The organism is Salinibacterium sp. GXW1014, from assembly GCF_044769865.1.
Taxonomy (GTDB): domain Bacteria; phylum Actinomycetota; class Actinomycetes; order Actinomycetales; family Microbacteriaceae; genus Homoserinimonas.
This window is the reverse complement of the sequence record NZ_JBIZWA010000002.1, coordinates 137,494-163,576: the sequence shown is the minus strand read 5'-3', so window position 1 is coordinate 163,576 and position 26,083 is coordinate 137,494. Positions and strand designations below refer to the sequence as shown.

General features: G+C 67.8%; 24 protein-coding genes, 2 tRNA genes and 1 pseudogene. 13 read left to right on the top strand and 14 right to left on the bottom strand.

The window, feature by feature from the left end:
* Positions 1-19: 19 nt before the first annotated feature.
* Entirely contained in the window at positions 20-622 is a 603-nt protein-coding gene (locus ACIQK7_RS10570; RefSeq protein ID WP_403024462.1) for a L,D-transpeptidase, read from the bottom strand.
* Positions 623-1,005: 383 nt separating this feature from the next.
* On the opposite strand from ACIQK7_RS10570, the gene ACIQK7_RS10565 reads away from it, so the two are divergent.
* A complete protein-coding gene (locus ACIQK7_RS10565; RefSeq protein ID WP_403024459.1) occupies positions 1,006-2,181 on the top strand; it encodes a MalY/PatB family protein in 1,176 nt (391 codons plus the stop codon).
* Positions 2,168-2,956 carry an enoyl-CoA hydratase/isomerase family protein gene (locus ACIQK7_RS10560; protein WP_403024456.1) on the top strand — a complete coding sequence of 263 codons (789 nt, stop codon included), beginning with the start codon at positions 2,168-2,170 and terminating at the stop codon, positions 2,954-2,956. Before ACIQK7_RS10565 ends, ACIQK7_RS10560 begins: the two co-directional genes overlap by 14 nt.
* Before the next feature lie 28 nt (positions 2,957-2,984).
* Here the strand turns inward: ACIQK7_RS10560 and ACIQK7_RS10555 are convergent, their stop codons facing one another.
* Positions 2,985-4,583: a catalase gene (locus ACIQK7_RS10555; protein WP_403024453.1), complete on the bottom strand. Its 1,599-nt coding sequence runs from the start codon at positions 4,581-4,583 to the stop codon at positions 2,985-2,987.
* Between the two features lie 208 nt (positions 4,584-4,791).
* Between ACIQK7_RS10555 and ACIQK7_RS10550 the strand changes: the two genes are divergently transcribed.
* From ACIQK7_RS10550 to ACIQK7_RS10510, 9 genes are all read left to right on the top strand, one after another.
* Complete coding sequence (locus ACIQK7_RS10550) at positions 4,792-5,391, top strand: biotin transporter BioY (RefSeq protein ID WP_403024450.1); 600 nt, start codon at positions 4,792-4,794, stop codon at positions 5,389-5,391.
* 137 nt (positions 5,392-5,528) lie between these two features.
* Positions 5,529-7,166 (top strand): ABC transporter substrate-binding protein, encoded by a 1,638-nt coding sequence (locus ACIQK7_RS10545; RefSeq protein WP_403024447.1) that lies wholly within the window; start codon positions 5,529-5,531, stop codon positions 7,164-7,166.
* Between the two features lie 19 nt (positions 7,167-7,185).
* The gene (locus ACIQK7_RS10540) at positions 7,186-8,112 is read left to right on the top strand and encodes an ABC transporter permease (RefSeq protein ID WP_403024445.1); all 927 of its coding nucleotides are present in this window, start codon (positions 7,186-7,188) and stop codon (positions 8,110-8,112) included.
* Positions 8,109-8,978, top strand: coding sequence for an ABC transporter permease (locus ACIQK7_RS10535; protein ID WP_403024442.1), 870 nt, complete (start codon positions 8,109-8,111; stop codon positions 8,976-8,978). Before ACIQK7_RS10540 ends, ACIQK7_RS10535 begins: the two co-directional genes overlap by 4 nt.
* Complete coding sequence (locus tag ACIQK7_RS10530; RefSeq protein WP_403024440.1) at positions 8,975-10,591, top strand: dipeptide ABC transporter ATP-binding protein; 1,617 nt, start codon at positions 8,975-8,977, stop codon at positions 10,589-10,591. Before ACIQK7_RS10535 ends, ACIQK7_RS10530 begins: the two co-directional genes overlap by 4 nt.
* On the top strand, positions 10,588-11,187 hold the full coding sequence (locus tag ACIQK7_RS10525) for a TetR/AcrR family transcriptional regulator (protein WP_403024437.1): 600 nt from the start codon (positions 10,588-10,590) through the stop codon (positions 11,185-11,187). The genes ACIQK7_RS10530 and ACIQK7_RS10525 overlap by 4 nt, the downstream gene beginning before the upstream one ends.
* A gap of 108 nt (positions 11,188-11,295) precedes the next feature.
* Positions 11,296-13,866, top strand: a complete 2,571-nt coding sequence (valS, locus tag ACIQK7_RS10520; RefSeq protein WP_403024434.1) for a valine--tRNA ligase — start codon at positions 11,296-11,298, stop codon at positions 13,864-13,866.
* Positions 13,866-14,108 (top strand): hypothetical protein, encoded by a 243-nt coding sequence (locus ACIQK7_RS10515; RefSeq protein ID WP_403024432.1) that lies wholly within the window; start codon positions 13,866-13,868, stop codon positions 14,106-14,108. The genes valS and ACIQK7_RS10515 overlap by 1 nt, the downstream gene beginning before the upstream one ends.
* A gap of 4 nt (positions 14,109-14,112) precedes the next feature.
* Positions 14,113-14,565, top strand: a complete 453-nt coding sequence (locus ACIQK7_RS10510; protein WP_403024431.1) for a DUF1294 domain-containing protein — start codon at positions 14,113-14,115, stop codon at positions 14,563-14,565.
* A gap of 12 nt (positions 14,566-14,577) precedes the next feature.
* Here the strand turns inward: ACIQK7_RS10510 and ACIQK7_RS10505 are convergent, their stop codons facing one another.
* From ACIQK7_RS10505 to ACIQK7_RS10470, 8 genes are all read right to left on the bottom strand, one after another.
* Positions 14,578-15,390 (bottom strand): class I SAM-dependent methyltransferase, encoded by an 813-nt coding sequence (locus tag ACIQK7_RS10505; RefSeq protein ID WP_403024429.1) that lies wholly within the window; start codon positions 15,388-15,390, stop codon positions 14,578-14,580.
* Positions 15,391-15,403: 13 nt separating this feature from the next.
* A complete protein-coding gene (locus tag ACIQK7_RS10500) occupies positions 15,404-16,537 on the bottom strand; it encodes a benzoate/H(+) symporter BenE family transporter (RefSeq protein WP_403024427.1) in 1,134 nt (377 codons plus the stop codon).
* A 37-nt stretch (positions 16,538-16,574) separates the two neighbouring features.
* On the bottom strand, positions 16,575-17,852 hold the full coding sequence (gene clpX, locus ACIQK7_RS10495) for an ATP-dependent Clp protease ATP-binding subunit ClpX (RefSeq protein WP_325210689.1): 1,278 nt from the start codon (positions 17,850-17,852) through the stop codon (positions 16,575-16,577).
* 151 nt (positions 17,853-18,003) lie between these two features.
* Positions 18,004-18,657, bottom strand: a complete 654-nt coding sequence (locus ACIQK7_RS10490; protein ID WP_403025680.1) for an ATP-dependent Clp protease proteolytic subunit — start codon at positions 18,655-18,657, stop codon at positions 18,004-18,006.
* 43 nt (positions 18,658-18,700) lie between these two features.
* A complete protein-coding gene (locus ACIQK7_RS10485; RefSeq protein WP_325210396.1) occupies positions 18,701-19,312 on the bottom strand; it encodes an ATP-dependent Clp protease proteolytic subunit in 612 nt (203 codons plus the stop codon).
* A gap of 91 nt (positions 19,313-19,403) precedes the next feature.
* Positions 19,404-20,603, bottom strand: a complete 1,200-nt coding sequence (locus ACIQK7_RS10480) for a trans-sulfuration enzyme family protein (RefSeq protein WP_403024422.1) — start codon at positions 20,601-20,603, stop codon at positions 19,404-19,406.
* A gap of 92 nt (positions 20,604-20,695) precedes the next feature.
* Positions 20,696-22,075 carry a trigger factor gene (gene tig / locus ACIQK7_RS10475; RefSeq protein WP_403024419.1) on the bottom strand — a complete coding sequence of 460 codons (1,380 nt, stop codon included), beginning with the start codon at positions 22,073-22,075 and terminating at the stop codon, positions 20,696-20,698.
* Between the two features lie 54 nt (positions 22,076-22,129).
* A tRNA-Pro gene (locus ACIQK7_RS10470) sits at positions 22,130-22,203 on the bottom strand.
* 133 nt (positions 22,204-22,336) lie between these two features.
* Here ACIQK7_RS10470 and ACIQK7_RS10465 point away from each other — a divergent pair.
* Positions 22,337-22,410: transfer RNA gene (locus tag ACIQK7_RS10465), tRNA-Gly, on the top strand.
* Positions 22,411-23,033: 623 nt separating this feature from the next.
* Here ACIQK7_RS10465 and ACIQK7_RS10460 read toward each other — a convergent pair.
* The 4 genes and pseudogenes from ACIQK7_RS10460 to ACIQK7_RS10445 form a co-directional block, all read right to left on the bottom strand.
* The gene (locus ACIQK7_RS10460) at positions 23,034-23,789 is read right to left on the bottom strand and encodes a glycosyltransferase (protein WP_403024416.1); all 756 of its coding nucleotides are present in this window, start codon (positions 23,787-23,789) and stop codon (positions 23,034-23,036) included.
* 157 nt (positions 23,790-23,946) lie between these two features.
* Positions 23,947-24,207 carry a glycosyltransferase family 4 protein gene (locus ACIQK7_RS10455; protein ID WP_403025678.1) on the bottom strand — a complete coding sequence of 87 codons (261 nt, stop codon included), beginning with the start codon at positions 24,205-24,207 and terminating at the stop codon, positions 23,947-23,949.
* Positions 24,208-24,424: 217 nt separating this feature from the next.
* A pseudogene (locus ACIQK7_RS10450) lies at positions 24,425-24,952 on the bottom strand (glycosyltransferase); the annotation flags it as partial.
* Positions 24,949-25,362, bottom strand: coding sequence for a hypothetical protein (locus ACIQK7_RS10445; RefSeq protein WP_403024413.1), 414 nt, complete (start codon positions 25,360-25,362; stop codon positions 24,949-24,951). The gene ACIQK7_RS10445 and the pseudogene ACIQK7_RS10450, both read right to left, overlap by 4 nt.
* A 360-nt stretch (positions 25,363-25,722) precedes the next feature.
* On the opposite strand from ACIQK7_RS10445, the gene ACIQK7_RS10440 reads away from it, so the two are divergent.
* On the top strand, positions 25,723-25,911 hold the full coding sequence (locus ACIQK7_RS10440; RefSeq protein ID WP_325210402.1) for a DUF2510 domain-containing protein: 189 nt from the start codon (positions 25,723-25,725) through the stop codon (positions 25,909-25,911).
* Positions 25,912-26,083 lie beyond the last annotated feature (172 nt).

Below are 26,083 nucleotides of genomic sequence, written 5' to 3'. Positions count from 1 at the left end.
CCGCGCGCGACGGTTCTGGCTACCCCGTGACCACAACGGGCGTGCCGAGCGGCAGCCCAGCCAAGTACTGGGCCGTCGCCGGGTCGACGCGAATGCATCCGTTGGAGATCGGGCCGGAGCGGGCGTCGTGATAGTGGAACGCCGTGACGGCGACGGATGCTCCCCCGAAGCCATCGAGCGTGGGCGACTGCACCGCCAGGGCCGTCGTCGGGTTGCCCCGTGTGTAGGTGGCTGCCGGGTCGGTGAACACCGTCATGACGAAGGTGCGGCCGAGCGGGGTGGGCGTCGCGGGGGTGCCGTATGCGAATCCGGAACTCTCATACACGGTCTGGCCAGACTCTGCGACGGCGATCGTGCCTGAGGAGATGCTCACCGTCACAACGTAGGGGTTGTCCGAGAGTGTGACATCGGAGGCACGGAGCCATCCCGTCGTCTGTCCCACGACCCCGCCCGACGGGAGGCCTGCGCGGGCGGGGAGCAAGACCTTCACCCAGTGCGTGTGCTGCTCGATCACGGGCACCGTGGTGCCATCGTGTGCCTGCGCCTGCGGAAGCTGGGCGACCGGTGGCGACCCCGGTTCCGGGAACACGGGCACGGAGGGTGCGGCTGCGGAGGCGGTCAACGGAAAAACCGGACCGCCGGGGTCGGGGTCCAGCGGGAGCCCGGGTATCACGGAGTACACCTGGGCCGCAGGGAGCGCGGCGACATCGTAGGCGGCGGAGTCTGCGGGGTAGCGCTCCGCCGGGCTGGGAGGCGGACTTGGCGCTGTGGGACTCGGCGAGATCGTCGGCGCTGTCTCCAGCGGCGGCGTCTCAGGGCGTGGCCACAGAAGCACGGCGCTCAGCACTCCCGCCGCGGTCACCGCAGCCGAGATTGCGACCAGGTTTCGCCTCCGCCTCTCCACGCCGTGCCTCCTTGCGATCCACCGCCGTAGGTGTGTCTCCACGTTCTCACACCATCGCGCGGTGCTTCCTGCCAATGCGGTGCATGCAGGAAGCTGGACGCATGACGGAATTGATCCCCTCGCTGACGGAGCTCCGCAGCCGCACGAGCGTCAAGTGGCGCACGCACCCCGACGACGTACTCCCCCTTTTCGTCGCCGAGCTCGACTTCACTCTCGCCGAGCCCATCGCGGAGGCGCTGCATGACAGCATCCGTCGCAGCGACACGGGCTACGCCTCGGGCGACGCCGAACTGCCCGAGGCGTTCAGCCGCTTCGCCGCCGAGCGCTGGGGCTGGAGCGTCGATGTGGAGCACGTGCGCTCGACGGCGGACGTCAGCATGGGGATCGTCGAGTGCCTGCGTCGCGTGACCGAAGCGGGTGACGGGGTCGTCATCACGCCGCCCGTCTATCCGCCCTTCTTCGAGCTCGTGCGCGAATCGGGCGCATCCGTCGTTGAGGTGCCACTCCGAGCATCGGATGCCTCGGACCACTCCGCCTGGAGTCTCGATCTCGATGCGATCGAGGCGGCGTTCCAAGACGGCGCGAAGGCGATGGTGCTGTGCAACCCGCACAACCCGCTCGGGCATCCGCACCTTCGGAGCGAGCTCGAGGAACTGGCACGCATCGCCGACCGCTACGGCGTCACGATCGTGAGCGACGAGATCCACGCTCCCCTCACGCACAGCGATGGCCAGTACGTGCCCTACCTCACGGTCAGCGAGGAGGCCCGCGACCATGGCATCGCGATCACCTCCGCGAGCAAGGCCTTCAACCTGGCCGGACTGAAGTGCGCCGTCATGGCGACGGCAAGCGCGCGCATGCGGTCCGTCATGTCCGGCATGTACCAGGAGGTCTTCTGGCGCACCTCGCACCTCGGCGCCATCGCGAGCGTCGCGGCGTTCCGCCACGGCAGTGCGTGGCTCGACGACGCCATCGCCACGCTCGAGGGCAACCGATCGCTGCTCACGCGCCTTCTCGCTGAGAAGCTCCCCGGCGTCGTCTACCGCGAGCCCGCTGCGAGCTACCTCGCGTGGCTCGACTTCAGGGCGCTCGGGCTCGGCGACAACCCCGCCGAGCGCCTGCTCTCGGATGCCCGCGTCGCGCTCAGTCCCGGCCCGGACTTTGGTGGGCAGGGCACAGGTTTCGCTCGCCTGAACTTCGGATGTTCGCCGGAAGTGCTAACGGAGGCGATCGAACGCATCGCCGCCGCTACCATCGGCTCCCATGACCGCCAATGACGACGCCAAGAACTCGACCGTACTGCTCAGTGTGACCGACGGCCTCGCCCGGGTCACCCTCAACCGCCCCGCCCGCCTGAACGCGATCGACGCCGACGCGGCGGACCGCTGGCGCGACGTCGCCCGCGAGGTCACGGAGCGCGACGATGTGCAGGCCGTGCTGCTGGATGCCGCGGGGCCGGCATTCTGCGCGGGTGGCGACGTGCAGGCCATGGCGACCGCCGACTACGACGCCGCATCCATCGCCGATCACGCGGACGTGATTCACGAGGGCCACGCCATCCTGCGCGCGGGCACCAAGCCGATCGTCGCTGCCGTCCAGGGTGCGGTGGCGGGCGGCGGTCTCGGTTTCATGCTCTGCGCCGACTACATCGTTGCCGCGGATACCTCGTTCTACGCGTCGCGTTACGCTGCAATCGGCCTCACGCCGGACTGCGGTGTGAGCACGCTTCTCACGGAGTCGGTCGGCATGCGCCGGGCACTCCAGCTGACCCTCAGCGACGTGCGCCTCACGGCGGACGAGGCAAAGGACTGGGGGCTCGTCACCGAGGTCGTGCCGGCAGAGCAGATCGCGACTCGCGCCGAGGAGATCGCGGCACACTGGCTGGCGGGGGCCGCCGGTGCTTACGGAGAAGCGCGACGCCTTCTCCGCGCCGCACCCCTCCGCCCGGTGCAGGAGTCCCTCGACGATGAGGCGCGCACGATTGCGCGGGCGTTCAGCACCCCGGATGCGCAGCGCCTCATCGCCGCCTTCACCGCTCCGCGGAAGCGCTAGCTCCTCGAAGCGGCACGTCGATCTCCCGTCAGGACATGGCGGGGACGTCGACCATGTTGACCCGCTCGTTGGGCACGCAGTGGGTCATCGTGAGCCCGTCGACATTACGCGGACCGTTCTTGCCGAGGTTCTGCATGCGCTGGATCTCCTCCGCGTTCAGTGTCTGGGTCGCGAGCGGACCGAGGTCGGCCACCTCATTGAGCGCGATGCCCAGGCCCTCACCGACCCGCGCGCCGAGCTCGTCATCGCACATGTAGAAGTGCCACAGCATCCGTTCCTGCACGGGCCGCGCGGCCTGCCCGATAAGGGTGACGAAGTTAAGAACGAGGTCGTCCTTCTCCCAGTCCTCTAAAAGCTGGTAGCGCTGGCCGGCCTGCATGTAGTCGTTCGTGCGCGGGATGCGGGCGCGCACGAGTCGCGCATTGATCTCGGGGCCGATCTCGGACTGGTACTCCCGCGGCGCTTCAGCGAGGCCGCCCGTGATCGACGGCTCGTAGTTGACGTGCGGGTTCTCTCCGCCGCCGTCCACGAAGTAGGTCATCTGGCCGTCACGCTGGTTCGTGGCGACCCTCGCGTTCTTCGCCTGGTTCACGGGCAGTTGCAGATAGTTCGGGCCGACGCGGTACCGCTGCGTGTCGCTGTAGGAGAAGGTGCGCCCGACGAGCATCTTGTCGTCGGAGAACTCGAGCCCGTCGACCAGCACGCCGGTGCCGAAGGCGATCTGCTCGTTCTCGGCGAAGAAGTTCTCGACATTGCGGTTGAGCACCATGGTGCCGACGTGGCGCGTGGGAAACTCGTTCTCTGGCCACACCTTGGTGTCGTCAAGCGGGTCGAAGTCCAGTTCGGGGTGCTCGTCATCGCTCATGAGCTGCACGTAGAGCTCCCACTCGGGGTAATCACCCGACTCGATCGCCTCGAACATGTCGTGCGAAGCGTGCCCGAGGTCGCCCGCCTGCACAGCCGCGGCATCCGCCTCTGTGAAGCTCTTGACGCCCGCCTTCGGGATCCAATGATACTTGACGAGGTGGCTGACGCCCTCTGCGTTCACCCAGCGGTATGTGTTGACACCGAAGCCCTGCATCGTGCGGTAGTTCGCCGGGATGCCACGTGGGCTGAAGAGGTTCACGAGCATGTGCATCGACTCTGGGGTCTGCGACATGAAGTCGAAGATGCGCGCGGGCTCCTGGCGAAAGGTCACGGGGTCGGGTTTGAGCGAGTGGATGACGTCAGGAAACTTGATGGCGTCGCGAATGAAGAAGACCGCGAGGTTGTTGCCCACGAGGTCCCAGTTGCCGTCCTCCGTGTAAAACTTGATCGCGAAGCCGCGCGGGTCGCGGGCTGCCTCCGATGAGTCGCGACCGCCGATGACGCTCGAGAAGCGGATTGCGACGTCGGTGCGTTTGCCCGGCGCGTTAAAGAGTTTCGCCCGCGTGTACTTCTCAATGGGCTCGTCGCCGACCTTGCCGGTCGCCTCGAAGTAGCCGTAGGCGACGAAGCCGCGGGCGTGCACGACGCGCTCCGGGATGCGCTCACGGTCGAAGTGGGCTGATCTTCTCGAGGAACTGGTAGTTCTCGAGCGTCGCCGGCCCTCGCGCGCCCACCGAGCGCGTGTTCTGGTTGTCGACAACCGGATGCCCCTGCCTGTTGGTCAGTGTGCCCCGCGCCGTCGATGTCGCCTGGTTGTCGGATGCCATGTTCCACTCCTCACGTCGAACCGCCGGTGTCTACAGACCCACTGTGCATCGCTTGTGCGGGTCGTGCATGGATGCTCGGGGAACGTGGAGGATGCTGGTCTGGCCCCCATAGGATGGCACCACTCGTCGAAAGGATGTCGCGTGTCGACTCTCACTCTCAGCCCCGGTCGCCCGACCCTCGCCGACCGTCTCGTCTCGCGAAGCCTCGCGATGGACGTCGTGCTCATCACGGCGGGCGCCGCCGTGGTTGCGGTTGCATCGCAGCTCTACATTCCGATCCAGCCCGTGCCGATCACGATGCAGACGCTCGCGGTGCTGCTCGTCGGCAGCACGCTCGGAGCGCTTCGCGGCACGCTCGCAATGGTGCTCTACATGGCGCTGGGCCTCGTGGGCCTTCCTGTCTTCAGCGAGGGTGCGTCGGGGGCGGCGGTGCTGTTCGGCGCGACCGGCGGGTACATCATCGGCTTCGCCTTCGCGGCCGCGCTCACCGGCTGGCTCGCCCAGCGCGAGTGGGACAAGAAGTTCCTGGGCGCCGCCCTCTCCTTCAGCGCCGGCACGGTCGTGATCTTCGCCTTCGGTCTCCTCGGCCTCGCGATCACCCTGGGCGGCACGCTCGAGCAGACGCTCGCGTGGGGCCTCTACCCCTTCATCATCGGCGGCATCATTAAGGCCGGCATCGCCGCGGCTGCTGTCCCTGCGACGTGGAAGCTCGCCGACCGCATTGCGAAAGCGCGCGACTAACAGCGCCCCACCGTCAGCGACGGCCCGACCGCAGTGCGGTCGGGCCGTCGTCGTCTGCGGGGCTATGCTTGTCGGTGGGATTTGTTGCACTCAGACCAACAATCCCGATCCCGACCGCACCCACCTCGAAGGACTCCATGCGTCGCGCCCCAAGAACCCTGACCGTCGTTGGCGGATCCGCTCTCACCCTCAGCCTGCTTGCGGGCTGTGCCGCCGCCGCTCCCACCTCTGAGGAACCTGTCGCTGGCGGCACGCTCATCTACGCGACGGGTGACGCCGAGCCCAGCTGCCTCGACCCGCACGTCGGCGGCAACTACCCGCAGGCGCTACTCGCCACGCAGTACATCGAGTCCCTCGTCTCCAAGAACACGGAAGGCGACATCCTGCCTTGGCTCGCGGAGTCATGGAAGGAGAGCGACGACGGCCTCAGCTGGGAGTTCACGCTCCGCGACGACGTGAGCTTCACTGACGGCACGCCGCTCACTGCCGACGCCGTCGCCGCAAACATCGCACACCTCAAGGATCCTGAGACCGCTTCGTCGACCGGCTACCTCGCGGTCGGCAAGATCGAGTCGATGACATCCATCGATGAGCACACGCTCCGCATCGACCTCTCGGCTCCCGACAGCGCGCTGCTCGATTCCTTCAGCATGCCGTGGGTCGGCATCCAGTCCCCCACTGCCCTCGAACGCGGCAAGGATGTGAACTGCGAGTCCCCCGTGGGCACGGGGCCCTTCATCGTCGAGGAGTGGACCAGGCAGCAGGGTGTGCGCCTGGTTCGCAACGAGGACTACACCTCATGGCCGGGTGACGCGGCGCACGAAGGTACCGCCTGGCTCGAGGCGATCGACTGGCGTTTCATCCCGGATGCCGCGACGCGCTATGCCGCTCTCCAGTCGGGTGAGGTCGACGTGATCGACAACCCCCAGCCCAACTCCCTCGCGGCGGCCTCCGAAGACGGGCCGATCTTCGCAATCGCCGCGCCGCGGCCGGGGGCCTCCAACCGCATCGAACTGAACGCGGGCAAGGCGCCCTTCGACGACGAGCGCGTTCGCGAGGCCTTCATCCGCGCCGCAGAGGTCAACGACGGCATCGAGAGCCTCTTTTTCGGCACCGTCGGCCGGTCGTACTCCGTGCTCTCAAGTGTCGAGGCCGAGTCTCTCTCCACGCCCGAGTACTTCGACGTCGATCTCGACGCTGCCAACGCGCTCCTCGATGCCGCAGGGTGGACGCAGCGCGACACCGATGGCTATCGGGTGAAGGATGGCCAGCGCCTCGTGCTGGAGTTCCCCGTGAGCACGAACCAGTCGGTGCCGGCCGAGCAGTCGCTCTTTGAGCAGATCCAGGCGACGACGAAGCAGGCGGGGTTCCAGGTGATCCTCGAACCGCTCGACCTGTCGAGCTGGTACGGCGCCCTCGCCGCGCACGAGTACAACCTCGTCAGCGCGCCGTACACCAAGGTCGGGCCCGACGTGCTGCGCATCCTGTACCACAGCGACTCGACCGTGCCGGCGCCGAGCGGCTACTTCGCCAACCTCGCCCAGCTGAAGGACCCCAAGCTCGACGCGCTCCTGACGCAGGCCAGCGAGACGACGGATGCCACGCTTCGCGCCCAGCTCTACGAGGAGGCGCAGGACATCGTGCTCTCCGGCTACCACGTGCTCCCGCTCTACGACCAGCAGAACCACTACCTGCATGGCGAGGATGTGGAGGGCATGCGCGCCCTCCCGACGGTGTCGACCCCGACGTTCTTCGACGCCTGGCTCGCGCGCTGACGCCGCGATGGGAGCGAGGGTGTTGCGGTGGGTCGCCGCGAAGGTTGCCGGTGGCGCCTTCGTGCTGTGGGCCATCGCGACGCTCATCTTCTTCGGCCTGCGACTGATCCCAGGCGACCCGGCCCAGGCACTCCTCGGCGGGCCCGGGTCGCAGGCCTCCGAGGAGGCCCTCGCCCTCGTCCGTCGCGAGCACGGTCTGGACCTGCCTCTGGCGGACCAGTACCTCCTTGCGATGGGGCGACTTGCGACGGGCGACCTCGGCACGTCCTATTCGCTCCGCCAGGACGTGCTCACGCTGATCGGTGAACAGTTCTGGAGCACCCTGCTGCTCACCGTGCTCTCGCTCGCGACGGCATGGGCAATCGCCCTGCTCCTGGCGACGTGGGCGACGCGAGGCAGCCGGGCGGGGCGTGCCGTGGCATCCGGACTCGAGGTCGTTGCCTCCGCCGTGCCGCACTTCTGGCTCGCGTCGATGCTCATCCTGCTCTTCAGCTCCCTCCTCGGGCTGTTACCGCCCGTGAGCGTGGAAGGGCCGAGCGGTCTCGTGCTGCCAGTGCTCACGCTTGCGCTTCCCCTCGCGGGGTTCCTCGCGCAGGTCATGCGCGAATCGCTCGCCGACGCACTCGAATCGCCCTTCGTGCTCTCGGCGCGCGCCCGCGGTGAGAGCGAGACTGGCGTCCGGTGGAGACACGCCATCCGGCACGCCTCACTGCCGGCCATCTCGCTCTCGGGCTGGGCCTTCGGCTCGCTCATCAGCGGCGCGGTCGTCGTCGAGACGGTGTTCGCGCGACCCGGCCTGGGCCGGAGCCTGCTCAACGCCGTCACGGCGCGCGACATCCCCATGGTCACGGGCATCGCGCTCGTCTCTGCCCTCGCGTTCGTGCTCGTGACGATCGCGACCGATGCGATCGACCGCGTCGCCGACCCGAGACTGAGGCGCGCATGACCGCCCCCGAGACTGCGGGCACGGGCTACGGAACGGCGCACGTCGCCGCCCAGCCCGGTGCAAAGCTGACAGTTGGGGAGGCCATCAGCCTCGCGGTCATCCTGCTCTTGGCCGCCGCCGCACTCCTGCCCCAGCTGCTCGCGCCCGGCGACCCCCTTGCGATCTCACCGACGGAGGCGTTCCAGGCACCGTCGTGGCAACATCCCTTCGGCACCGACGAATCGGGCCGGGATGTCTACACCCGGGTCGTCCACGGCGCGGGCCAGTCCCTCCTCATCGGGCTTGCGGCGACCGCGATTGGGATCGGCCTCGCGCTGGTGCTTGGCACGCTCGGCGCCGTCGGCGGACGCGCCCTCGACTTCGCCACGACCCGCATCAATGAGGTGCTGTTCGCACTCCCCGGCCTGCTGCTCGCGCTCGTGTTCATCGCGATCGTCGGCCCGGGGGTCACGACGACGACGATCGCCGTCGGTCTCTCGACCGCGCCCGGCTACGCGCGCATCATCCGGAGTCGCATCCTCGCCGTGCGGCGCTCCGACTATGTCGAAGCCGCGGTCGTTCTCGGGCACGGCCCGCTGACGATCCTGGGGCGGCACATCCTGCCCAACGCGGTGGCACCGGTCTTCGTGCTCGCGACGCTGGGGGTCGGCCAGGCGATCGTGTGGGCCTCGTCCCTCAGCTACCTCGGCCTCGGCGTCGTACCGCCTGCAGCGGAGTGGGGTGCGATGCTCTCAGCGGGCCGCCCCTACATCTCCGTCGCGTGGTGGCTCACGGTGTTCCCGGGGCTCGCGATCGTGGCGACCGCAGCATCCGCGACCGCGCTCGGCCGCAGCCTCCAGTCGCGCACGAGACAGGAGCAGTCATGACGGCGCCGCTGCTCACGGTCGACCGGCTCTCGGTCGCCTTCTCGGGTGTCACGGTCGTCCGCGAGGTGTCGTTCGAGGTCAGCCCCGGCGAATGCCTCGCGATCGTCGGCGAATCCGGGTCTGGCAAGAGCGTGACGGCGCGATCACTCCTGGGCCTCACGGGCGGCCACGTCTCGGCCGGGCGCCTGCGCTTGGGCGAGCACGACCTGATGGCTGCCGGGCCAAAGCAGTGGCGTTCCATCCGCGGCGGCGAGGTTGGCCTCGTGCTGCAGGATGCGCTCGTCTCGCTCGATCCGCTGAGGCCGGTGGGCCGGGAGATCGACGACACGCTGCGCCTGCACACCTCGCTCTCCCCCGCCGAACGTCGCGACAGGGTCATCGAGGTGCTCGAGTCCGTGGGCATGCCGGATGCCGCGTCCCGGGCGTTGCAGCGCGCGGGCGAACTCTCCGGCGGCCTCCGCCAACGGGCACTCATCGCGAGTGCGATCGCGGCAGCACCACGCCTCATCATCGCCGACGAGCCGACAACCGCGCTCGACGCGACCGTGCAGGCCCAGGTGCTGCGCCTGCTCGCGCAACTCCGGGCCGACGGCACCGCGCTCCTGCTCATCAGCCACGACCTCGCCGTCGTTCGGGAGGTGGCCGACCGGATCGTCGTCATGCGCGATGGTGAGATCGTCGAGGCCGGCAGCGTGGACGAGGTGCTGGACGCCCCACGCCACGACTACACGCGCGCACTCATCCGTTCGGTGCCGTCGGGCGTGCCGCGCGGCGTACCGCTCACGGCACCGGCGGATGCTGGCAGCACAAGGGATACCGCCGCGCAGGCACCCTCGACCGGGCCGATCGTGCTGGAGGCGCGGGGGCTCAGCAAGTCGTTCCCCCGTCGTCATCAGGCACCGCTCCTCGCGGTGGACGATGTCTCGATCTCCCTTCGGCGCGGCAGCACCCTCGGCCTCGTCGGCGAGTCCGGCTCTGGCAAGACGACCGTCGCGCGAATGCTCCTCGGCCTTGCGACGCCCGATGACGGCACCGTCGACCTCGAGGGCGCGCGGTTCAGCGGCATCCCGGAGCGCCAGCGACGGCCACGACGACGGATGCTCGGGGCCATCTATCAAGACCCGCTCAGCTCCTTCGACCCGCGTCACACGGTGCAGCGCATCCTTCGCGACGCGCTCGATCCGAGTGATGTCACCGCGCCCCGGCGGGTCACGGAACTGCTCGACTCGGTCGGCCTCCCGAGCTCCGTGCTGACGCGCCGACCACTGCATCTCTCGGGCGGGCAGCGCCAGCGGGTCGCGATCGCCCGCGCCCTCGCTCCCCGGCCGGAGGTGATCGTCTGTGACGAACCCGTCTCGGCGCTCGACGTCTCGGTGCAGGCGCAGGTGCTCGACCTGCTCGATGAGCTCCAGCGCGAGCACGGTCTCGCCTACCTGTTCATCTCGCACGACCTCGGCGTGGTACAGCACATGAGCGACCGCATCGCCGTCATGCGTGCGGGCACCATCGTGGAGGAGGGTGACGCGACAACGGTGTTCGCCTCGCCGCAGCACGAATACACGCGGCAGCTCGTGGCATCCACACCCCGTCTCGAGAGGAACCAGCGATCATGACGAACCCGCGCGGAACAGGCAAGGGGCGCCCGCCCGCAGCCTCGCGGGAGATGCTGCAGGATGCCGCATTCGAGCTCTTCCTCGAGCAGGGCTACGCCGGCACCACCGTCGAGCACATCACACGAAGGGCCGGCGTCAGCCGCAACACCTTCTTCAACTACTTCGACGCGAAGGGCGACGTGTTCTGGGTCGAGCTCGACGATGCACTCGCTCGCCTTGCGCAGGAACTCTCGGCGAATGACGCGAGCAGCGAACCGCTGCCCGCGCTGCGTGACGTGCTGCTCGCGCTGGGCGGGGACTACGGCGCAGACGCCGTGCCCTTCGCGCTGACGCAACGGGAACTGATCGGCGGCGTGCACGAGCTTCAGGCCTCTGCCGTCACCCGCTTCGTGGCTGCCGCCCGCAGCATCCGCACCTTCCTCGTCGAGCGCGGGATCCCGACCGACATGGCCCAGGCTGTCGCATACGCCGTCATGGCCGCCTGCGTCGCCGCGACCCAGTCGTGGGCCGCCGCGGGACCAACACGCGGCACGCTGGCCGCCTACCTCGACGCCACGGTCACACCGATTCTCGCGGGGTACCAGGCCGGTCGCTGAGGAGGGTGCCGCCCTCATCGAGAGAGGGCCTCCGATAGCATGGGATGACCTGACACTCAGGCACCTCAGCACAGACACGGTGCCGCACACATCGAACCGGAGCATCCCATGGCCGACGCCATCCCCGACAAGCCCGTCCTCGAAGGCCTCGAGCAGAAGTGGGGCCCGCGCTGGGAGGAGAAGGGCACCTACCGTTTCGATCGTGACTCGGCGACGCGCGAGAACATCTTCTCGATCGACACTCCCCCGCCCACGGCATCCGGTTCACTCCACATCGGGCACGTCTTCAGCTACACGCACACCGACGTCGTCGCGCGCTACCAGCGGATGCGCGGCCGCACCGTCTTCTACCCCATGGGCTGGGACGACAACGGCCTGCCGACCGAGCGCCGCGTGCAGAACTACTACGGCGTGCGCTGCGACCCCACGCTCCCCTACGACCCAGACTTCACGCCGCCCTTCGAGGGCGGGGACAACAAGAGCTCCAAGGCGGCCGATCAGCTGCCGATCAGCCGCCGCAACTTCGTGGAGCTGTGTGAGCGCCTGACGGTCGAAGACGAGAAGCAGTTCGAAGACCTGTGGCGCAAGCTGGGCCTCAGCGTCGACTGGAGCCAGACCTACCGCACGATCTCCCCCGAGGCGCAGGCCACGGCACAGCGCGCGTTCCTGCGCAACCTTGAGCGCGGCGAGGCCTACCAGGCGGATGCGCCGACCCTCTGGGACGTGACCTTCCGCACCGCGGTCGCCCAGGCTGAGCTCGAGGACAAGGAGCAGCCCGGCGCGTATCACCGGCTCGCGTTCCACGGCCCCGAGGGCGACATCCACATCGAGACGACCCGGCCGGAACTGCTGCCCGCCTGTGTCGCCCTCGTCGCGCATCCGGATGACGAGCGCTACCAGGCGCTCTTCGGCACGACCGTGCGCACGCCCCTCTTCGACGTCGAGGTTCCCGTCGTGGCCCACCACCTCGCGCAGAAGGACAAGGGGTCTGGCATCGCCATGATCTGCACCTTCGGCGACCTGACCGACGTCATCTGGTGGCGCGAACTCGACCTGCCGAACCGCGCCATCATCGGATTCGATGGCCGCGTCGTGAGCGAGGCACCCGACGCGATCACGAGCGAGGCTGGACGTGAAGCCTATGCCCAGCTTGCCGGTAAGACGGTCTTCAGCGCCAAGAAGACCATCGTGGAGCTGCTGCAGGCATCCGGCGAGATGATCGGCGAGGCCAAGGCCATCACGCACCCCGTCAAGTTCTTTGAGAAGGGCGACAAGCCCCTCGAGATCGTGTCGACGCGACAGTGGTACATCACGAACGGCGGGCGCGACGAGGCACTTCGCGACGCCCTCGTCGCCCTCGGCAAGGACATCGACTGGCATCCCGACTTCATGCGCGTGCGCTACGAGAACTGGGTCAACGGCCTCAACGGGGACTGGCTCATCAGCCGCCAGCGCTTCTTCGGTGTGCCGATCCCTGTCTGGTATCCGCTCGACGGCGACGGCAACCCCGTCTTTGACTCCCCCATCGTGCCGAGCGAGGCGCAGCTCCCCGTCGACCCCTCATCGGATGCCGCCCCCGGCTTCGAGGAGTCACAGCGTGGCGTGCCCGGCGGCTTCATCGGCGAGATCGATGTCATGGACACCTGGGCTACCTCCTCGCTGACCCCGCAGCTCGCGGGGGGTTGGGAGACCGACCCCGAGCTCTTCAACCTCGTGTTCCCCTACGACCTGCGCCCCCAGGGTCAGGACATCATTCGCACCTGGCTGTTCTCGACCGCGCTGCGCTCGCACCTCGAGCACGACGGCGTCGCGCCCTGGAAGCACGCCGCGATCTCCGGCTTCATCGTCGACCCCGACCGCAAGAAGATGTCGAAGTCGAAGGGCAACGTCGTCACGCCGGCGGGCATGCTCGACGACCACGGTTCCGACGCGGTGCGGTACTGGGCTGCCTCGAGCCGGCTCGGCACGGATGCCGCGTTCGACCCGCAGAACCCCAAGCAGATCAAGATCGGCCGCCGCCTCGCCATCAAGGTGCTCAACGCGTCCAAGTTCGCCTACTCCTACGAACTGCCGGGCGGGGAGCACGACATCACGAATCCGCTCGACCGGGACGTGCTGGCGGAACTCGACCGCGTGATCGCGACGGCGACGACTGCGTTCGACGAGTTCGACCACGCGCGTGCCCTCGAGACGACCGAGCAGTTCTTCTGGACCTTCTGCGACGACTACCTCGAGCTGGTCAAGGAACGCGCCTACGGTGCATCGACACCCGAGGGGCAAGCCAGCGCGGTGCTGACCCTCCGTGCGGCCGTCGACACGATGCTGCGCCTCCTCGCACCCTTCCTCCCCTTCGCGACGGAAGAGGTGTGGTCGTGGACGCACGAGTCCTCGATCCACGCCGCCGCGTGGCCCGCGCCGCGCAGCAGTGAGGCTCCCACCGGCATCCTGCCCACTGTGAGCGCAGCCCTGATCGGCATCCGGCGCGCCAAGACGGATGCCAAGGCATCGCAGAAGACCCCCGTCACCTCCGCGACGATCGTCGCTCCCGAGGGGCAGCTCTCGCTCCTGCGGCTCGCCGCGGACGACCTCAAGGCCGTCGGACGCATCGCCGAGCTGAGCTTCGTGGCCGGCGAGGAGCTCGCCGTCACCGACATCGTGCTCGAGGAGCAGGTGTCCTGATGCAGCTCGGCACACGCTGGTCGGTCGGGGCGGAAAGCCCCGACCGGCTGCCTGCCGCCGTGCGCGACGCCATCCGTGGCGTGGACGAGGAGCTCCTTGCCCTTGCCTCCGAGACCTTCGACCCCACGACGTGGCGTTGGACCCTCACCTGGCTCGAGGGCCGCCCCATCGCCGAGCTCGACGACGGCACGGTCGTGACGCTCGACACTGCGGGCGAGGTCCTCATCACGCCGGCCGGATAACTCCGTGCGCACTGGGCGTGGGTCTCGCGCTCTCCGCGCGCCAAGGACTTCCCGCCGACGCGGCAAGCGCCGCGGCGAGGCTGTCCGCTGGGCGGCCGGGACCATCGCTCTCGGAGCCCTCCTGCTCGTCTCAGCCCTGCGCATCCGCGACGGCCTGCCGTGGCTGCTCGTGCTCGGCCTGTATGCCATCGCGAGCGTGATCGCATACGCCGCCTACCGAAGCGACAAGGCGGCGGCGAACCGCGGCGCGTGGCGCGTCTCGGAGTCGAGCTTGCACATCGTCGCGCTGCTGGGCGGATGGCCGGGGGCATTCCTCGCCCAGGTCGCCCTGCGCCACAAGACCGTCAAGGCGAGCTTCCAGACCGGTTTCTGGGTGACCGTGGCGGCCAATGTCGCGCTGCTGGCAATCCTCCCCGTGTCACTGGCGCAGGATCTACTCACGTACGTGCTCCCCTAGCGGCGCGGGAGCTCAGCCGCGGCAGAGCACCTCGCCGTGCGGCATGCCCATCCACCCAGCGGGCTCGGCCGCCCAAGACTGCCAGGCGCGCGACACGTCCTCCAGCTCGGAGCGGGTCGCCAATCCCTTTGACATCGCGTCGCTCGCGAAGGCGGATTCGAGGGCACGATCGCGCCACATGCCGCCCCACCATTCGCGCTCCTCAGCGGATGCGAAGCACCAGATCGACGCCGTGCTGGCGACCTGGGTGAACCCGGCAGCCAGCGCCCATTCCTTGAGCTGGCGCCCCGCATTCGGCTCGCCGCCGTTGCTCCTGTGCACACGCTGGTACAGCACCGCCCACGCCTCCAGGCCGGCCGAGGATGGGTGGACCATGGTGCCCGCGTAGTCGACGTCGCGCGCGGCGACGACACCGTCGTCGCCGACGACACGTCGCATCTCCCGCAGTGCCGCAACAGGATCAGCCAGGTGCTGGAGCGTCTGGTGCGCATGGACGACGTCGAAGGATGCCTCGTCGTAGCGTGTGTCGTAGGCATCACCCACGACGAACTCGACATTGTCGAGGCCTTCCTCGAGCGCGAGCGCGCGCGCCTTCTCGATTACCTCGGGAGCCGCGTCAAGCCCGACGACCCGTCCGGGTGCCACCCGACGAGCGATGTCGACCGTGATGGTTCCCGGGCCGCACCCGATGTCGAGCACGCTCACGCCGGGCCGCAGGTGGGACTCAAGGTAGGCAGCGGAGTTCTCGACGGTTCGCCAGGTGTGCGACCTCAGCACGCTCTCATGGTGGCCGTGGGTGTACCGCTCAGGCTTTCGCTCATTCATGAGAATAGTTTAGCTACGAACGTCGCCAACCGAGCCACCCCATGATGACCGCGCCCACGAGCAGACCCCAGAATGCGGCACCGATCCCAAGGAACGTGACCCCGGAAGCTGTCACGAGGAATGTGGCGATGGCCGAGATGCGGTGCTTCGGATCTTCGAGCGCCGTGCCGACCGAACTCACGAGGGCGCCGAGCACCGCGAGACCCGCCACCGCGATGATCAGGATGGAGGGCGCCACAGCCACCACGGCCGTCGCGGCGCCTGCGCCCAACCCAAGAAGGATGAAGAAGGCGCCGCTGCTCGCGGCGGCGATCCAACGCTTGTGGGTATCTGGATGCGCCTCCGGGCTCGCGGAGATGGCGGCCGTGATTGCGGCGAGGTTGATTGCGTGGCCACTGAAGAAGGCTCCCGCCGCGGTGCCCAGGCCGGTGAGCGCAAACACGGAGCGGGGCGGCGGCGCGTAACCGAAGCTCTTCATGACGACGAACCCCGGCACATTCTGACCGGCCATCGTCACAATGAAGAGCGGGAGTCCGAGGCTGACAATCACAAGCGGGTCGAACTGCGGAAGCACTGGAACCAGCACCGGCGCGAGCGTCGTGGCCGAGAGCCACTGCGTCCCCGCCTGGACAAGGATCACGGTGACGGCAACCACCATCGCCGCCGGCACCGCCCAGCGCGGTGCCCAGCGCAGGAGCACGAGCCATGTCAGCACGATGGGCAGCGCGAGCAGCGGGTGCTCGATGACGGCGGTAACGGGAGCCAGGCAGATGGGAAGCAGGATCCCCGCGAGCATCGCGCTTGCAAGCGGTGTCGGGATGCGCGTAACGGCGCGGCCGAGAGCAGGCCACAGGCCGCACAGGAAGATGAGGACCCCGCACACGATGAACGCGCCGACGGCGGTCTCGATACTGACACCGCCCCCACCCGCCGCGATTAGCACGGCTGCCCCGGGCGTCGACCAGACGATCGAGATCGGTTGCCGGTATCGCCACGAGAGCAGCACGGTGAAGATGCCGGATGTCACGCACAGCGCGAGCAGTCCAGATGCCGCTTGCGAATCGCTCGCGCCGACCGCGAGCAAGCCGGCGATGACGAGCGGAAACGAGCTTGCAAAGCCGCTCAGCGAAGCGACGATTCCGGTCAATACCGGCTGAAGCGCGAGGAAGCCCTCCCGCCGACTACTAGGCAGACTTCTCCTGACGCCTCTGCGTGCGCGGCACGATCGTCGGAGCGGCACCGCTCAACACCGCATCGCGCGTGACGACGACGCGGGCGATGTCGTCATCGGAAGGCACGTCGAACATGATCGAGCCGAGCACCTCCTCCATGATCGAGCGCAACCCGCGGGCACCTGTCTGGCGCAGGACCGCGAGGTCGGCGATCGATTCGAGCGCGTCGGGCTCGAACTCGAGTTCGACACCATCGAGCTCGAACATGCGCTGGTACTGCTTGACGAGCGCATTCTTCGGCTGCGTGAGGATGTCCATGAGCGCGGCTTGGTCGAGAGGCGTGACCGTCGTCACGACTGGCAGGCGCCCGATGAACTCGGGGATGAGCCCGAACTTGTGCAGGTCTTCCGGCAGTACCTCGCTGAAGAGGTTGACCTCGTCGCCCTTGCTGTGCAGGGGGGCACCAAAGCCGATGCCCTTCTTGCCCGCGCGCTGGGAGATGATCTCCTCGAGGCCAGCGAACGCCCCTGCCACGATGAAGAGCACGTTGGTCGTGTCGACCTGGATGAACTCCTGATGCGGATGCTTGCGCCCGCCCTGCGGGGGAACCGATGCGACGGTGCCCTCGATGATCTTGAGCAGCGCCTGCTGCACGCCCTCACCAGAGACGTCTCGTGTGATCGAGGGGTTCTCAGCCTTGCGCGCGATCTTGTCGATCTCGTCGATGTAGATGATGCCCGTCTCGGCGCGCTTGACGTCGTAGTCGGCGGCCTGGATGAGCTTCAGCAGGATGTTCTCGACGTCTTCGCCGACGTAGCCCGCCTCGGTCAGTGCGGTGGCATCCGCGACCGCGAACGGCACGTTCAGGCGCTTGGCGAGCGTCTGCGCGAGGTAGGTCTTGCCACAGCCCGTGGGACCGATCAGCAGGATGTTTGACTTCGCGATCTCGACGTCGTCGACGGCGGCGTCGGCGGGCGCGATCGTGTTGCGTGCCCGCACACGCTTGTAGTGGTTGTAGACGGCAACGGAGAGTGCCTTCTTGGCCTTCTCCTGGCCGATCACATACTCCTCGAGGAAGCCGAAGATCTCGCGCGGCTTGGGCAGGTCGAACTCACTCGTGGCCACCTCGCCCGCTTCGGCAAGGCGCTCCTCAATGATCTCGTTGCACAGTTCGACACATTCGTCGCAGATGTATACGCCGGGGCCCGCAATGAGCTGCTGGACCTGCTTCTGGCTCTTTCCGCAGAAAGAACACTTGAGCAGGTCGGCACTCTCGCCAATTCGCGCCATGCGCCCCCTCCTCCATCGATCGGGATAGTGGATACGAGCCTAACCCGATCCAGTGACATCCGGTTGCAACCGTCGTCATCCGCGCGCCCTGCGACGCCGCGGGATGCGAAGGGCCCCGCCGCGATTGCGACGGGGCCCCTCACAGTGATACCTACTTGGTGATCGCCGGCATGTTCTTGCGCGACGTGAGCACCTGGTCGACGAGGCCGTACTCGAGCGCCTCGTGTCCGCTGAGGATCTTGTCGCGCTCGATGTCCTGGTTGACCTGCTCCTTGGTGCGGTTGGAGTGACTCGCGATCGTCTCCTCGAGCCACTCGCGCATGCGGAGGATCTCCCGAGCCTGGATCTCGATGTCGGAGGCCTGCCCGCGACCCGAGTCTCCTGCCGAGGGCTGGTGGATGAGCACACGAGCGTTCGGCAGCGCGAGACGCTTGCCGGGCGTGCCTGCCGCAAGGATGACGGCCGCAGCGGATGCCGCCTGCCCCAGCACGACCGTCTGGATCTGCGGGCGCACGTACTGCATGGTGTCGTAGATCGCCGTCATGGCCGTGAAGGAGCCACCGGGCGAGTTGATGTACATGACAATGTCGCGGTCGGGGTCCTGGCTCTCGAGCACGAGGAGCTGGGCCATGATGTCATCGGCCGAGGCGTCGTCGATCTGCACCCCGAGGAAGATGATGCGGTCCTCGAAGAGCTTGGCGTAGGGGTCCTGACGCTTGTAGCCGTAGGCGGTGCGCTCCTCGAAGGTGGGGAGGATGTAGCGCGACTCAGCCGGGCGAGCCATGCCGCCGGGTGCATTGAGCATTGATGCGTGTCCTGTCGGTGTCGTGAACTCCATGGTGTGCCCCCTATTCCTTCGACTCGGCGATGGACGCCTCGACATCCGTGCCGCCGCCGCCCGCGACATCCGAGGCGAACTCGCGCAGGTGGTCGACGAAGCCGTACTCGAGGGCCTCCTGGGCGGTGAACCAGTTGTCGCGGTCGCCGTCCTTGAGGATCTGCTCGATCGACTTGCCGGTCTGCTCGGCCGTCAGCTCTGCCATGCGCTTCTTCATGTCGAGGATGACCTTGGCCTGCGTCTGGATGTCGGCCGCCGTGCCGCCGAAACCGCCCGAGGGCTGGTGCAGCAGCACGCGGGCGTTGGGCGTGATGTACCGCTTGCCCTTCGTGCCGGAGGAGAGCAGGAACTGCCCCATCGAGGCGGCAAGGCCGATGCCCACCGTCACGATGTCGTTCGGCACGAACTTCATGGTGTCGTAGATCGCCATGCCGGCCGTGATCGAGCCGCCGGGCGAGTTGATGTAGAGGTAGATGTCGCGCTTCGGGTCCTCGGCCGCGAGGAGGAGGATCTTTGCGCAGATCTCATTCGCGTTGTCGTCGCGCACCTCTGACCCGAGCCAGACGATGCGGTCCTTGAGGAGTTGGTCGAAAACACTGCTGACCAGTGCCGGTTGGGCCATTGGCTACGCTCCATTCCAGTTATCGCGTATGTCGAATCTACCGTTAGGCACGCCGCCTCCCGGGCCGCGTTCGCTGTCGGCAGATCGCGCGTCAGAATGTCGCGTCGAGGGCGGAACGCAGGTCGTCGATGAGGTCATCGGCGTCCTCCAGTCCGATCGAAAGCCTGAGGTGCCCGTAGCGGCGGAACTCCTCCGGATAGTGGGCGACACGCGGGCCCGAGGTTCCGACGTGCACGATGAGCGATTCATCGTGCCCGAGTGACACCGCGGAGGTGATCACGCGGAGCTGTGAGACGAAGCGGTTCTGCGTGTCGGCGTCGCCCTCAACCGCGAAGGCCATAACACCGCCGAACCCGTGCGGCAGTACGCGCCGCGCGAGCTCGTGCTGCGGATGCGAGCTGAGGCCCGGGTAGTACATGTACGCCACGCGGGGGTCGGCTTCGAGGAACTCCGCGACGCGAAGAGCGGATGCCACGTGCTGCCGGATGCGCAGGGGCAGCGTCACCGAACCCCGCGTGATGAGCCAGGCGTTGAAGGGGCTGATGACTCCCCCGACGTCGACCATGGCGTCCGCCTTGATGCGGCCGATGAGTTCGGCCGAGCCCGCGACGGAACCGCCCATCGCGTCGCCGTGCCCGTTGATGTACTTCGTGAGGGAGTGCACGACGAGGTCCGCACCGTCGTCCAAGGGGTACGAGAGGGGCGGCGGCGTGAAAGTGGAGTCGACGCTGAGGAGGGCACCGGCGTCGTGTGCGATGTCGGCAAGGGCCGCGACATCCGCCAGCCGTGTCGTGGGGTTCGCGATCGTCTCCGTGTGGATCAGCCTGGTCGTCGGACGGAGCGCGGCCCGGACCGCCTCAAGGTCGGAGGTGTCGACGAAGCTCGCCTCGATGCCGTACTTCTCCGGCAGCAGTTCGTCGAAGAGCCGGAAGCTCGCCTCATAGGTTTGATCGGCGATGATCGCGTGGTCGCCCGTGCGCAAGAAGGTGAAGAACACCGCGTGAAGCGCGGCCACGCCACTCGCGAGCACGACGGAATCCTCCCCATGCTCAAGAAGGGCGAGTTTCTGCTGCAGCAACTTCTGATTCGCGGCACCGTTGCGGGTGTAGATGGTCGCCTCGGCTGAAGACCAGCTCATCGAACTGGGGTCCTCTGGTAACGCATACGAGTTCGCCATGACGATCGGCGTTCGGACGGCTCCCGTGCCCGCGTCGATCGTGTTGCCGGCGTGCACCGCCTGGCTGAGGTCGCGGAGGGTTGAAGGCTCGTGTTTGTCAGGGCGTCGCGTCATCCCAACAAACTACGGGGCGAAACGCGGAATCGCCCGGAATATGACGAGGGCCCGCGCGATCACTCGCGCGGGCCCTCGGCTCAAGTTACCGGTCAGGCGTGGTTGTGCCCGTAGTGCTCGTGACCCGGCTCGCGGCCGTGGCTGTCGGTGCCGCCCCCAGGCATCGCGGGGAACTCGACGTCGTCGCCCGCGTCATCGATGCCAGCGGTGAAGGCCGAGAGGTCGACCTCGGCACCGTTGCTGTCGACGACCTTCGCCTTCGCGAGGACCTTGGCAAGAGCCTTGCCGCGCGCGACCTCTCCGATCATGCCGGGGATCTGACCGTTCTGGTCAAGGATCTGGATGAACTCGCCCGGCTCCATGTTGTACTGGGCGGCGCCCTGGATGAGGTACTGCGTCAGCTCGTTCTGGCCGACCTTGACCTCTTCGGCCTCGACGACCGCGTCGAGCAGGATCTGGGTGCGGAACGTCTTCTCGCTCGACTCCTTGACCTCTGCGCGGTGCTCGTCGTCCTCCAAGCGGTTCTCGTTCTCGAGGTGACGGTGCACCTCGTCTTCGACGAGCTTCTCGGGGACGGGGATCTCGACCTGCTCGAGGAGCTTGTCGACGATCTGGTCGCGAGCCTGCGTGCCCTGGCCCATGGCCTTGCGCTTGCCGATCTGCTCGCGCAGGTCTGCCTTGAGCTCGTCGATCGTGTCGAACTGGCTTGCGATCTGCGCAAAGTCATCGTCAGCCGCGGGAAGCTCGCGCTCCTTGACAGCGTTGAGCGTCACGGTGATGAGCGCGTTCTGGCCGGCGTTGTCGCCGCCGAGCAGCGGGGCCTCGAAGGTCGTGGTCTCGCCAGCGGTGAGCGTGTCGAGGGCCTCATCGATGCCCTCGATCAGCTCGCCGGAGCCGACTTCGTAGGAGATGCCCTTGGCGGTGTCCACCTCGTTGCCATCGATCGTGGCCACGAGGTCGATCTGGGCGAAGTCACCCGTCTTGGCGGGGCGGTCAACCGTCACGAGCGTGCCGAAGCGAGCGAGCAGGCCGTTCAGCTCCTCCTCGACCTCCTCATCGGTGACCTCGACGGCGTCAACCGTGAGCTCGAGTCCCTCGAGGTTCGGCAGTGTGAACTCAGGGCGCACGTCAACCTCGACGGTGACCTCGAGGTCGCCGGAGAAGTCCTTCAGCTCGGGAAGCGTCGTGACATCCGCCTCGGGACGACCGAGCGGACGCAGCGAGTGCTCCTCGGCGGCGGTGCGGTAGAAACCGTCGAGACCCTCGTTGACCGCCTGGTTGAGCACCTCGGCACGGCCGACGCGCTGGTCGATGATCGCCGGGGGAACCTTGCCCTTGCGGAAGCCCGGGATGCTGATCTGCTCTGCGATGGCCTTGTACGCCTTGTCGATGCTGGGCTTGAGGTCTTCGGGGCTGATCGAGATGACGAGCTTCGCGCGCGTCGGGTTCAGCTTCTCCAGCGTGGTCTTCACGTTGCTGCTTTCTCCTGGGTGTTCATTGTCGACGAGTGGAAACTGGGAAATGTGTCGGGGCGACAGGATTTGAACCTGCGACCTCTCGGTCCCAAACCGAGCGCTCTACCAACCTGAGCTACGCCCCGGGATAATGCCGGCATCCCACAAAAGGGCCTCGGCAAGTCTAGCCGACGGTGTCCCTGCCGACGCACAGGGGCACAAATACGCCGACGCGGATGTATTAGTATTGCTGGGCGCACCCGGATTACCGGGGGCCGCGGGGATGTAGCTCAATGGTAGAGCCTCAGTCTTCCAAACTGATTACGCGGGTTCGATTCCCGTCATCCCCTCCAATAAAGCGATGGTTCGCCGGCGCGTCGACCTCCTTCGAAGTGGCTCGCCACCCCCTCCCGTCTCGTTCGACGAGCCCGAGACACTCGAAGCCTTCGAACCAGCCCTCCATGGGCCATTCCCCCCAGCGCTCGGCGTAGATCGCCCCGTTGCGGAGGATGTCCTCGAGGTGGCGCACGGGAGGGGATTCCACCGCGTGGTGCTGGTGATAGGCGCGCGCTGCGCCGAGCCACGCGATCTCGATGCCTCGCTCCGCGGCCACCTTCGCCGCACAGGAGGTCGTTGCGCGTCTCGCGGTTGAGGGCCGCCGTGAGATACGCCGACATGAGCTCGGGGCCAGGGATGCAGTCCACGTCGAGGAACACGACGACGTCGGCCCCACGGGCGATGGCGACCTCGGCGCCCAGGTTGCGCGCGGCCGCGAGGGGAAGCCCGAGCGGGTCGCGGGCGATGGGCACAACATGCGGTGCCGGTGCGCCACCAGGACTCCAGTGCAGCAGATCGGGATCGTCCATCGCGACGACGATGTGGTCATCGGGAAGGCGATCGCCCGCGGCGATGCCGCGGTGCTGCATCCGGAGGTGGTCGTGGCGCCCATGGGCGATCGTCACGACGGCCTGGCGCGTCACGTTCCCAGTCCGGCAGCTGAGCGGATGACCTCAGCCGCGCGAGACGCACCCGAACCGTCGTTCCATTCGCGCCAGAGTTCGCCGTCGAGCCGCTGGGTGGCCGCGAGGAGTTCCTTCCAGCCCCTGCTCGGGAACTCCCGGATGACGGTGGCGGGCCATTCATCGCGAGCGAGCACGCGCGCCGCGGCCGCCTGCTCGTCGTGGGGTCGCCGCTGCGGCAGGATCACGGCGGGCCGGCGGGCCGCCGCGACATCCGCCACCGAATTCTGGCCGGCGTGGGTCACGACGACGCTCGCGCGGCAGATCAGTTGCCACGGGTCATCGACCCACACTCCCCCCTCGCCGCCCACGACCCGCCAGCGCCAATCAGGCGTCTCACGTTGGGCCGCCTCAAGGGCGGACGCATCGACGGAGTCGCCGCCCCGACCGAGAAGCACGAGCACGCGCCTCTCATCTGGCTCTCCCGCGATCGGCCGGCCAGCGAACCTCGAGATTCCACCAACGGGCCTCACCTTCTTCACTGTTGCGGCTTCGGAGCTCAAGATGCCCTCCGCGCTCGCCGGCCAGGCGCCAATCAGGGCGGATGACGAGGCATACCCGAGCGAGTGCGGAAGGTCGCTGCGCTTCCCCGGCATCGCGACCGTCACGACCGGCACGCCATGCAAGCGACAGAGCAGCGCCACCTCGACCGAGACATCGACGACGACGGCCCGCGGATGCGACCGTCCGATCCATTCCGAGATGGCGGTCATGCGGCCCGCCAGGCCGGCGTCGTGCAGCGGCGCCCAGTGCAGCACGCCGCCGGCGGTCGTTTCGGCCGGATTGTCGCCTTCGTCGTCCCGCGCGAGCTGCACCCACTCGCCTCGCCACTCGTCAGGGCGCTCCAGCGATGACAGCCCCGTGACGGGCTCATCCATCTCGGCCGAGATCGCGAGGGCGCGGTGCAGATCGGGTCGCCGCGAGCATCGCGTGAGCGAGCGAATCGATGTCGCCCGGTCGGGCGAGGCATCCGCTCGACTCGTCGACGATTTCGGAGATCGCGCCACGGTCGAACGCGGCGACGGGGGTTCCACAGGCGAGCGCCTCTGCCACGACGAGACCCGTACGGCTCGTCCCACTCAGGCGTCGCAACCGCGACCGACGCGGCCCCGATGGCGGAGGCGAGTGCATCGTGCCGCAGGTGACCCACGTACCGGATGCGCCCGCCGAGCAGCGGCTCGATCTCGCCCGCGAAATAGTCGGGGTCCGACAGCGGCCCGACGATATCGAGAGCGAGCCCAGCCTTCTTCGCCGCCGCTGCCGCAAGGTGCGGCGCCTTCTCGGGCACGATCCGGCCGAACCAGATGGCGGCGCCCCCACCCGGTCCAGGAACCCAGCGCGTGAGGTCGACGCCGTTGTGCACGACGGTCGCATCCACCACGTGGGACCACTGCCGCGCGGTGTGGGCACTGACCGCAGTGAACGACGCGTCACCCCGCGCGAACGCAGCGGCCGACTCCAGCCACGGGGTGGGCGGCGTGTGGAGCGTCGTGACGATTGGGCATCCGGCGAACTCCGCAAGCGCGACCGGGAGGTGATGCAGGCTGTTGTTGTGCACGACGTCGAAGGGGCCGAACTCTCCCCGGCCGAGCCTGAGCATGAGCCCGAGGTAGGCGTGATGCTCCCTCATCCAGGCATCCGGCATGGCGTTCGCATCCCGGCGTGCCATTTCACTCGGCGTGAACGTCTCGACGTCGAGGAAGCGCACGTTGAGGGAATCGTCGGACCCGGGTGCCGCGAACATGCAGACCTCGTGGCCGCGGGCGATCAGTTCGCGCGCCAGGAGATGAGTGTGGGCTTCGAGGCCGCCCGCGAAGGGCTCCGCGACGGGATAGCGGCTCGATGCGACGAGGCACACCCGAAGGGCTGCGCTCATGAGAGGAGCTCCGAGTAAATGCGCGCATGCTCCCGCGCCAGCATGGTTCGCTGCTCCCGCCTCGCTTCCAGCGACGCGCTGAAGTCGGGGCGCTCCGCGTAGGCGAGGCGGATCGCCGCCGCCAGCGACTCGCGATCGAAGCCCGCGTGGTCATGCTCCGTCGTTGTGTCGTGATGGGGATTGCGAAGGTCGTGCACCGTGTAGACGAGCGGGATGCCTCTGCGGCGCAGTTCGGCGACAAGCTCGCGAAGCGCAGCGGGCGAGCGCGAGTCGAAGCCGAAGTGCACGTGGAAGATGTCAACGTCCTCGGCGTCACGCACCCAGGCCGGATCGAGCATGACGGGAGGCCACCAAGTCGAGACGGTCGATCGCCGGGGATCGGAGGGATCTGGATCGGGGAGGCGCGTCACGGTCGGCATCCTGACTCGCCCCCGGCGCGATGTGCCTGACATAGACGTGGTTCGCCGGAACCGAGGCAACCCGAATCCCGCGCTCGGACCACCCAGGGGTCGAGGCTGCGGTGGCGTCGAGCGTCGGCTGCATCAGGCGTTCCTTTCCGGCAGCCCGGCGGCGTGCCGGTCACAGGCGACCACAGCTTGCTCAAAGGCGGCTGCGAGTGGATGTCCCGAAATCGTGGCCCCCGTCCGCGGGGCAAAATGTACCCCGCCGTATATTGCAATGTCCCCCCTACTGGGGGCTAGCATCGAGCTACCCCACCCGAGCTTGGCAAGGCCCCGAACCTGCCGAGCAATGCACTCAGGAGTCACCCGATGTCTTCTACCGCAACATTCGACAGCGCCGTCACCTCGACCGCTCCCGCTGGCTGGTACCACGACCCGCTCGGCCTTCCCCAGGTCCGCTGGTGGAACGGCCTCATGTGGACCAATGAGGTGCAGCCTCCCCGCCCCGAGATCCAGGTCTCCTCGGCGTACCGCACCCCGCTCGTCGGGCGCCCCTAGTACCGCTGCTCCACCACAGGGGTTCCAGCACGTTCTCCACATTCGTGTCGAGATCACTGCCGTGGCCTTTCCCCGCCGCTAGGGTCAGACCAGTTGAGGCGGAAGGCATCAGGTGGAAGCAACAGAACAGCATCAGGGCGCGCTCGCGCAGGACTTGTCGGCAGCTTCGTCG

Excerpts from the sequence above, each read along its gene's own strand:
- ACIQK7_RS10535 (WP_403024442.1), top strand. The coding sequence starts at position 8,109 with ATGACCGCCCCCGAGACTGCGGGCACGGGCTACGGAACGGCGCACGTC.
- valS (WP_403024434.1), top strand. The coding sequence starts at position 11,296 with ATGGCCGACGCCATCCCCGACAAGCCCGTCCTCGAAGGCCTCGAGCAG.
- ACIQK7_RS10525 (WP_403024437.1), top strand. The coding sequence starts at position 10,588 with ATGACGAACCCGCGCGGAACAGGCAAGGGGCGCCCGCCCGCAGCCTCG.
- ACIQK7_RS10455 (WP_403025678.1), bottom strand. The coding sequence starts at position 24,207 with ATGCACTCGCCTCCGCCATCGGGGCCGCGTCGGTCGCGGTTGCGACGC.
- ACIQK7_RS10565 (WP_403024459.1), top strand. The coding sequence starts at position 1,006 with ATGACGGAATTGATCCCCTCGCTGACGGAGCTCCGCAGCCGCACGAGC.
- ACIQK7_RS10460 (WP_403024416.1), bottom strand. The coding sequence starts at position 23,789 with ATGACCGCCATCTCGGAATGGATCGGACGGTCGCATCCGCGGGCCGTC.
- ACIQK7_RS10485 (WP_325210396.1), bottom strand. The coding sequence starts at position 19,312 with ATGGCCCAACCGGCACTGGTCAGCAGTGTTTTCGACCAACTCCTCAAG.
- ACIQK7_RS10560 (WP_403024456.1), top strand. The coding sequence starts at position 2,168 with ATGACCGCCAATGACGACGCCAAGAACTCGACCGTACTGCTCAGTGTG.
- ACIQK7_RS10490 (WP_403025680.1), bottom strand. The coding sequence starts at position 18,657 with ATGCTCAATGCACCCGGCGGCATGGCTCGCCCGGCTGAGTCGCGCTAC.
- ACIQK7_RS10530 (WP_403024440.1), top strand. The coding sequence starts at position 8,975 with ATGACGGCGCCGCTGCTCACGGTCGACCGGCTCTCGGTCGCCTTCTCG.
- clpX (WP_325210689.1), bottom strand. The coding sequence starts at position 17,852 with ATGGCGCGAATTGGCGAGAGTGCCGACCTGCTCAAGTGTTCTTTCTGC.
- ACIQK7_RS10515 (WP_403024432.1), top strand. The coding sequence starts at position 13,866 with ATGCAGCTCGGCACACGCTGGTCGGTCGGGGCGGAAAGCCCCGACCGG.
- ACIQK7_RS10440 (WP_325210402.1), top strand. The coding sequence starts at position 25,723 with ATGTCTTCTACCGCAACATTCGACAGCGCCGTCACCTCGACCGCTCCC.
- ACIQK7_RS10480 (WP_403024422.1), bottom strand. The coding sequence starts at position 20,603 with ATGACGCGACGCCCTGACAAACACGAGCCTTCAACCCTCCGCGACCTC.
- ACIQK7_RS10545 (WP_403024447.1), top strand. The coding sequence starts at position 5,529 with ATGCGTCGCGCCCCAAGAACCCTGACCGTCGTTGGCGGATCCGCTCTC.
- ACIQK7_RS10505 (WP_403024429.1), bottom strand. The coding sequence starts at position 15,390 with ATGAATGAGCGAAAGCCTGAGCGGTACACCCACGGCCACCATGAGAGC.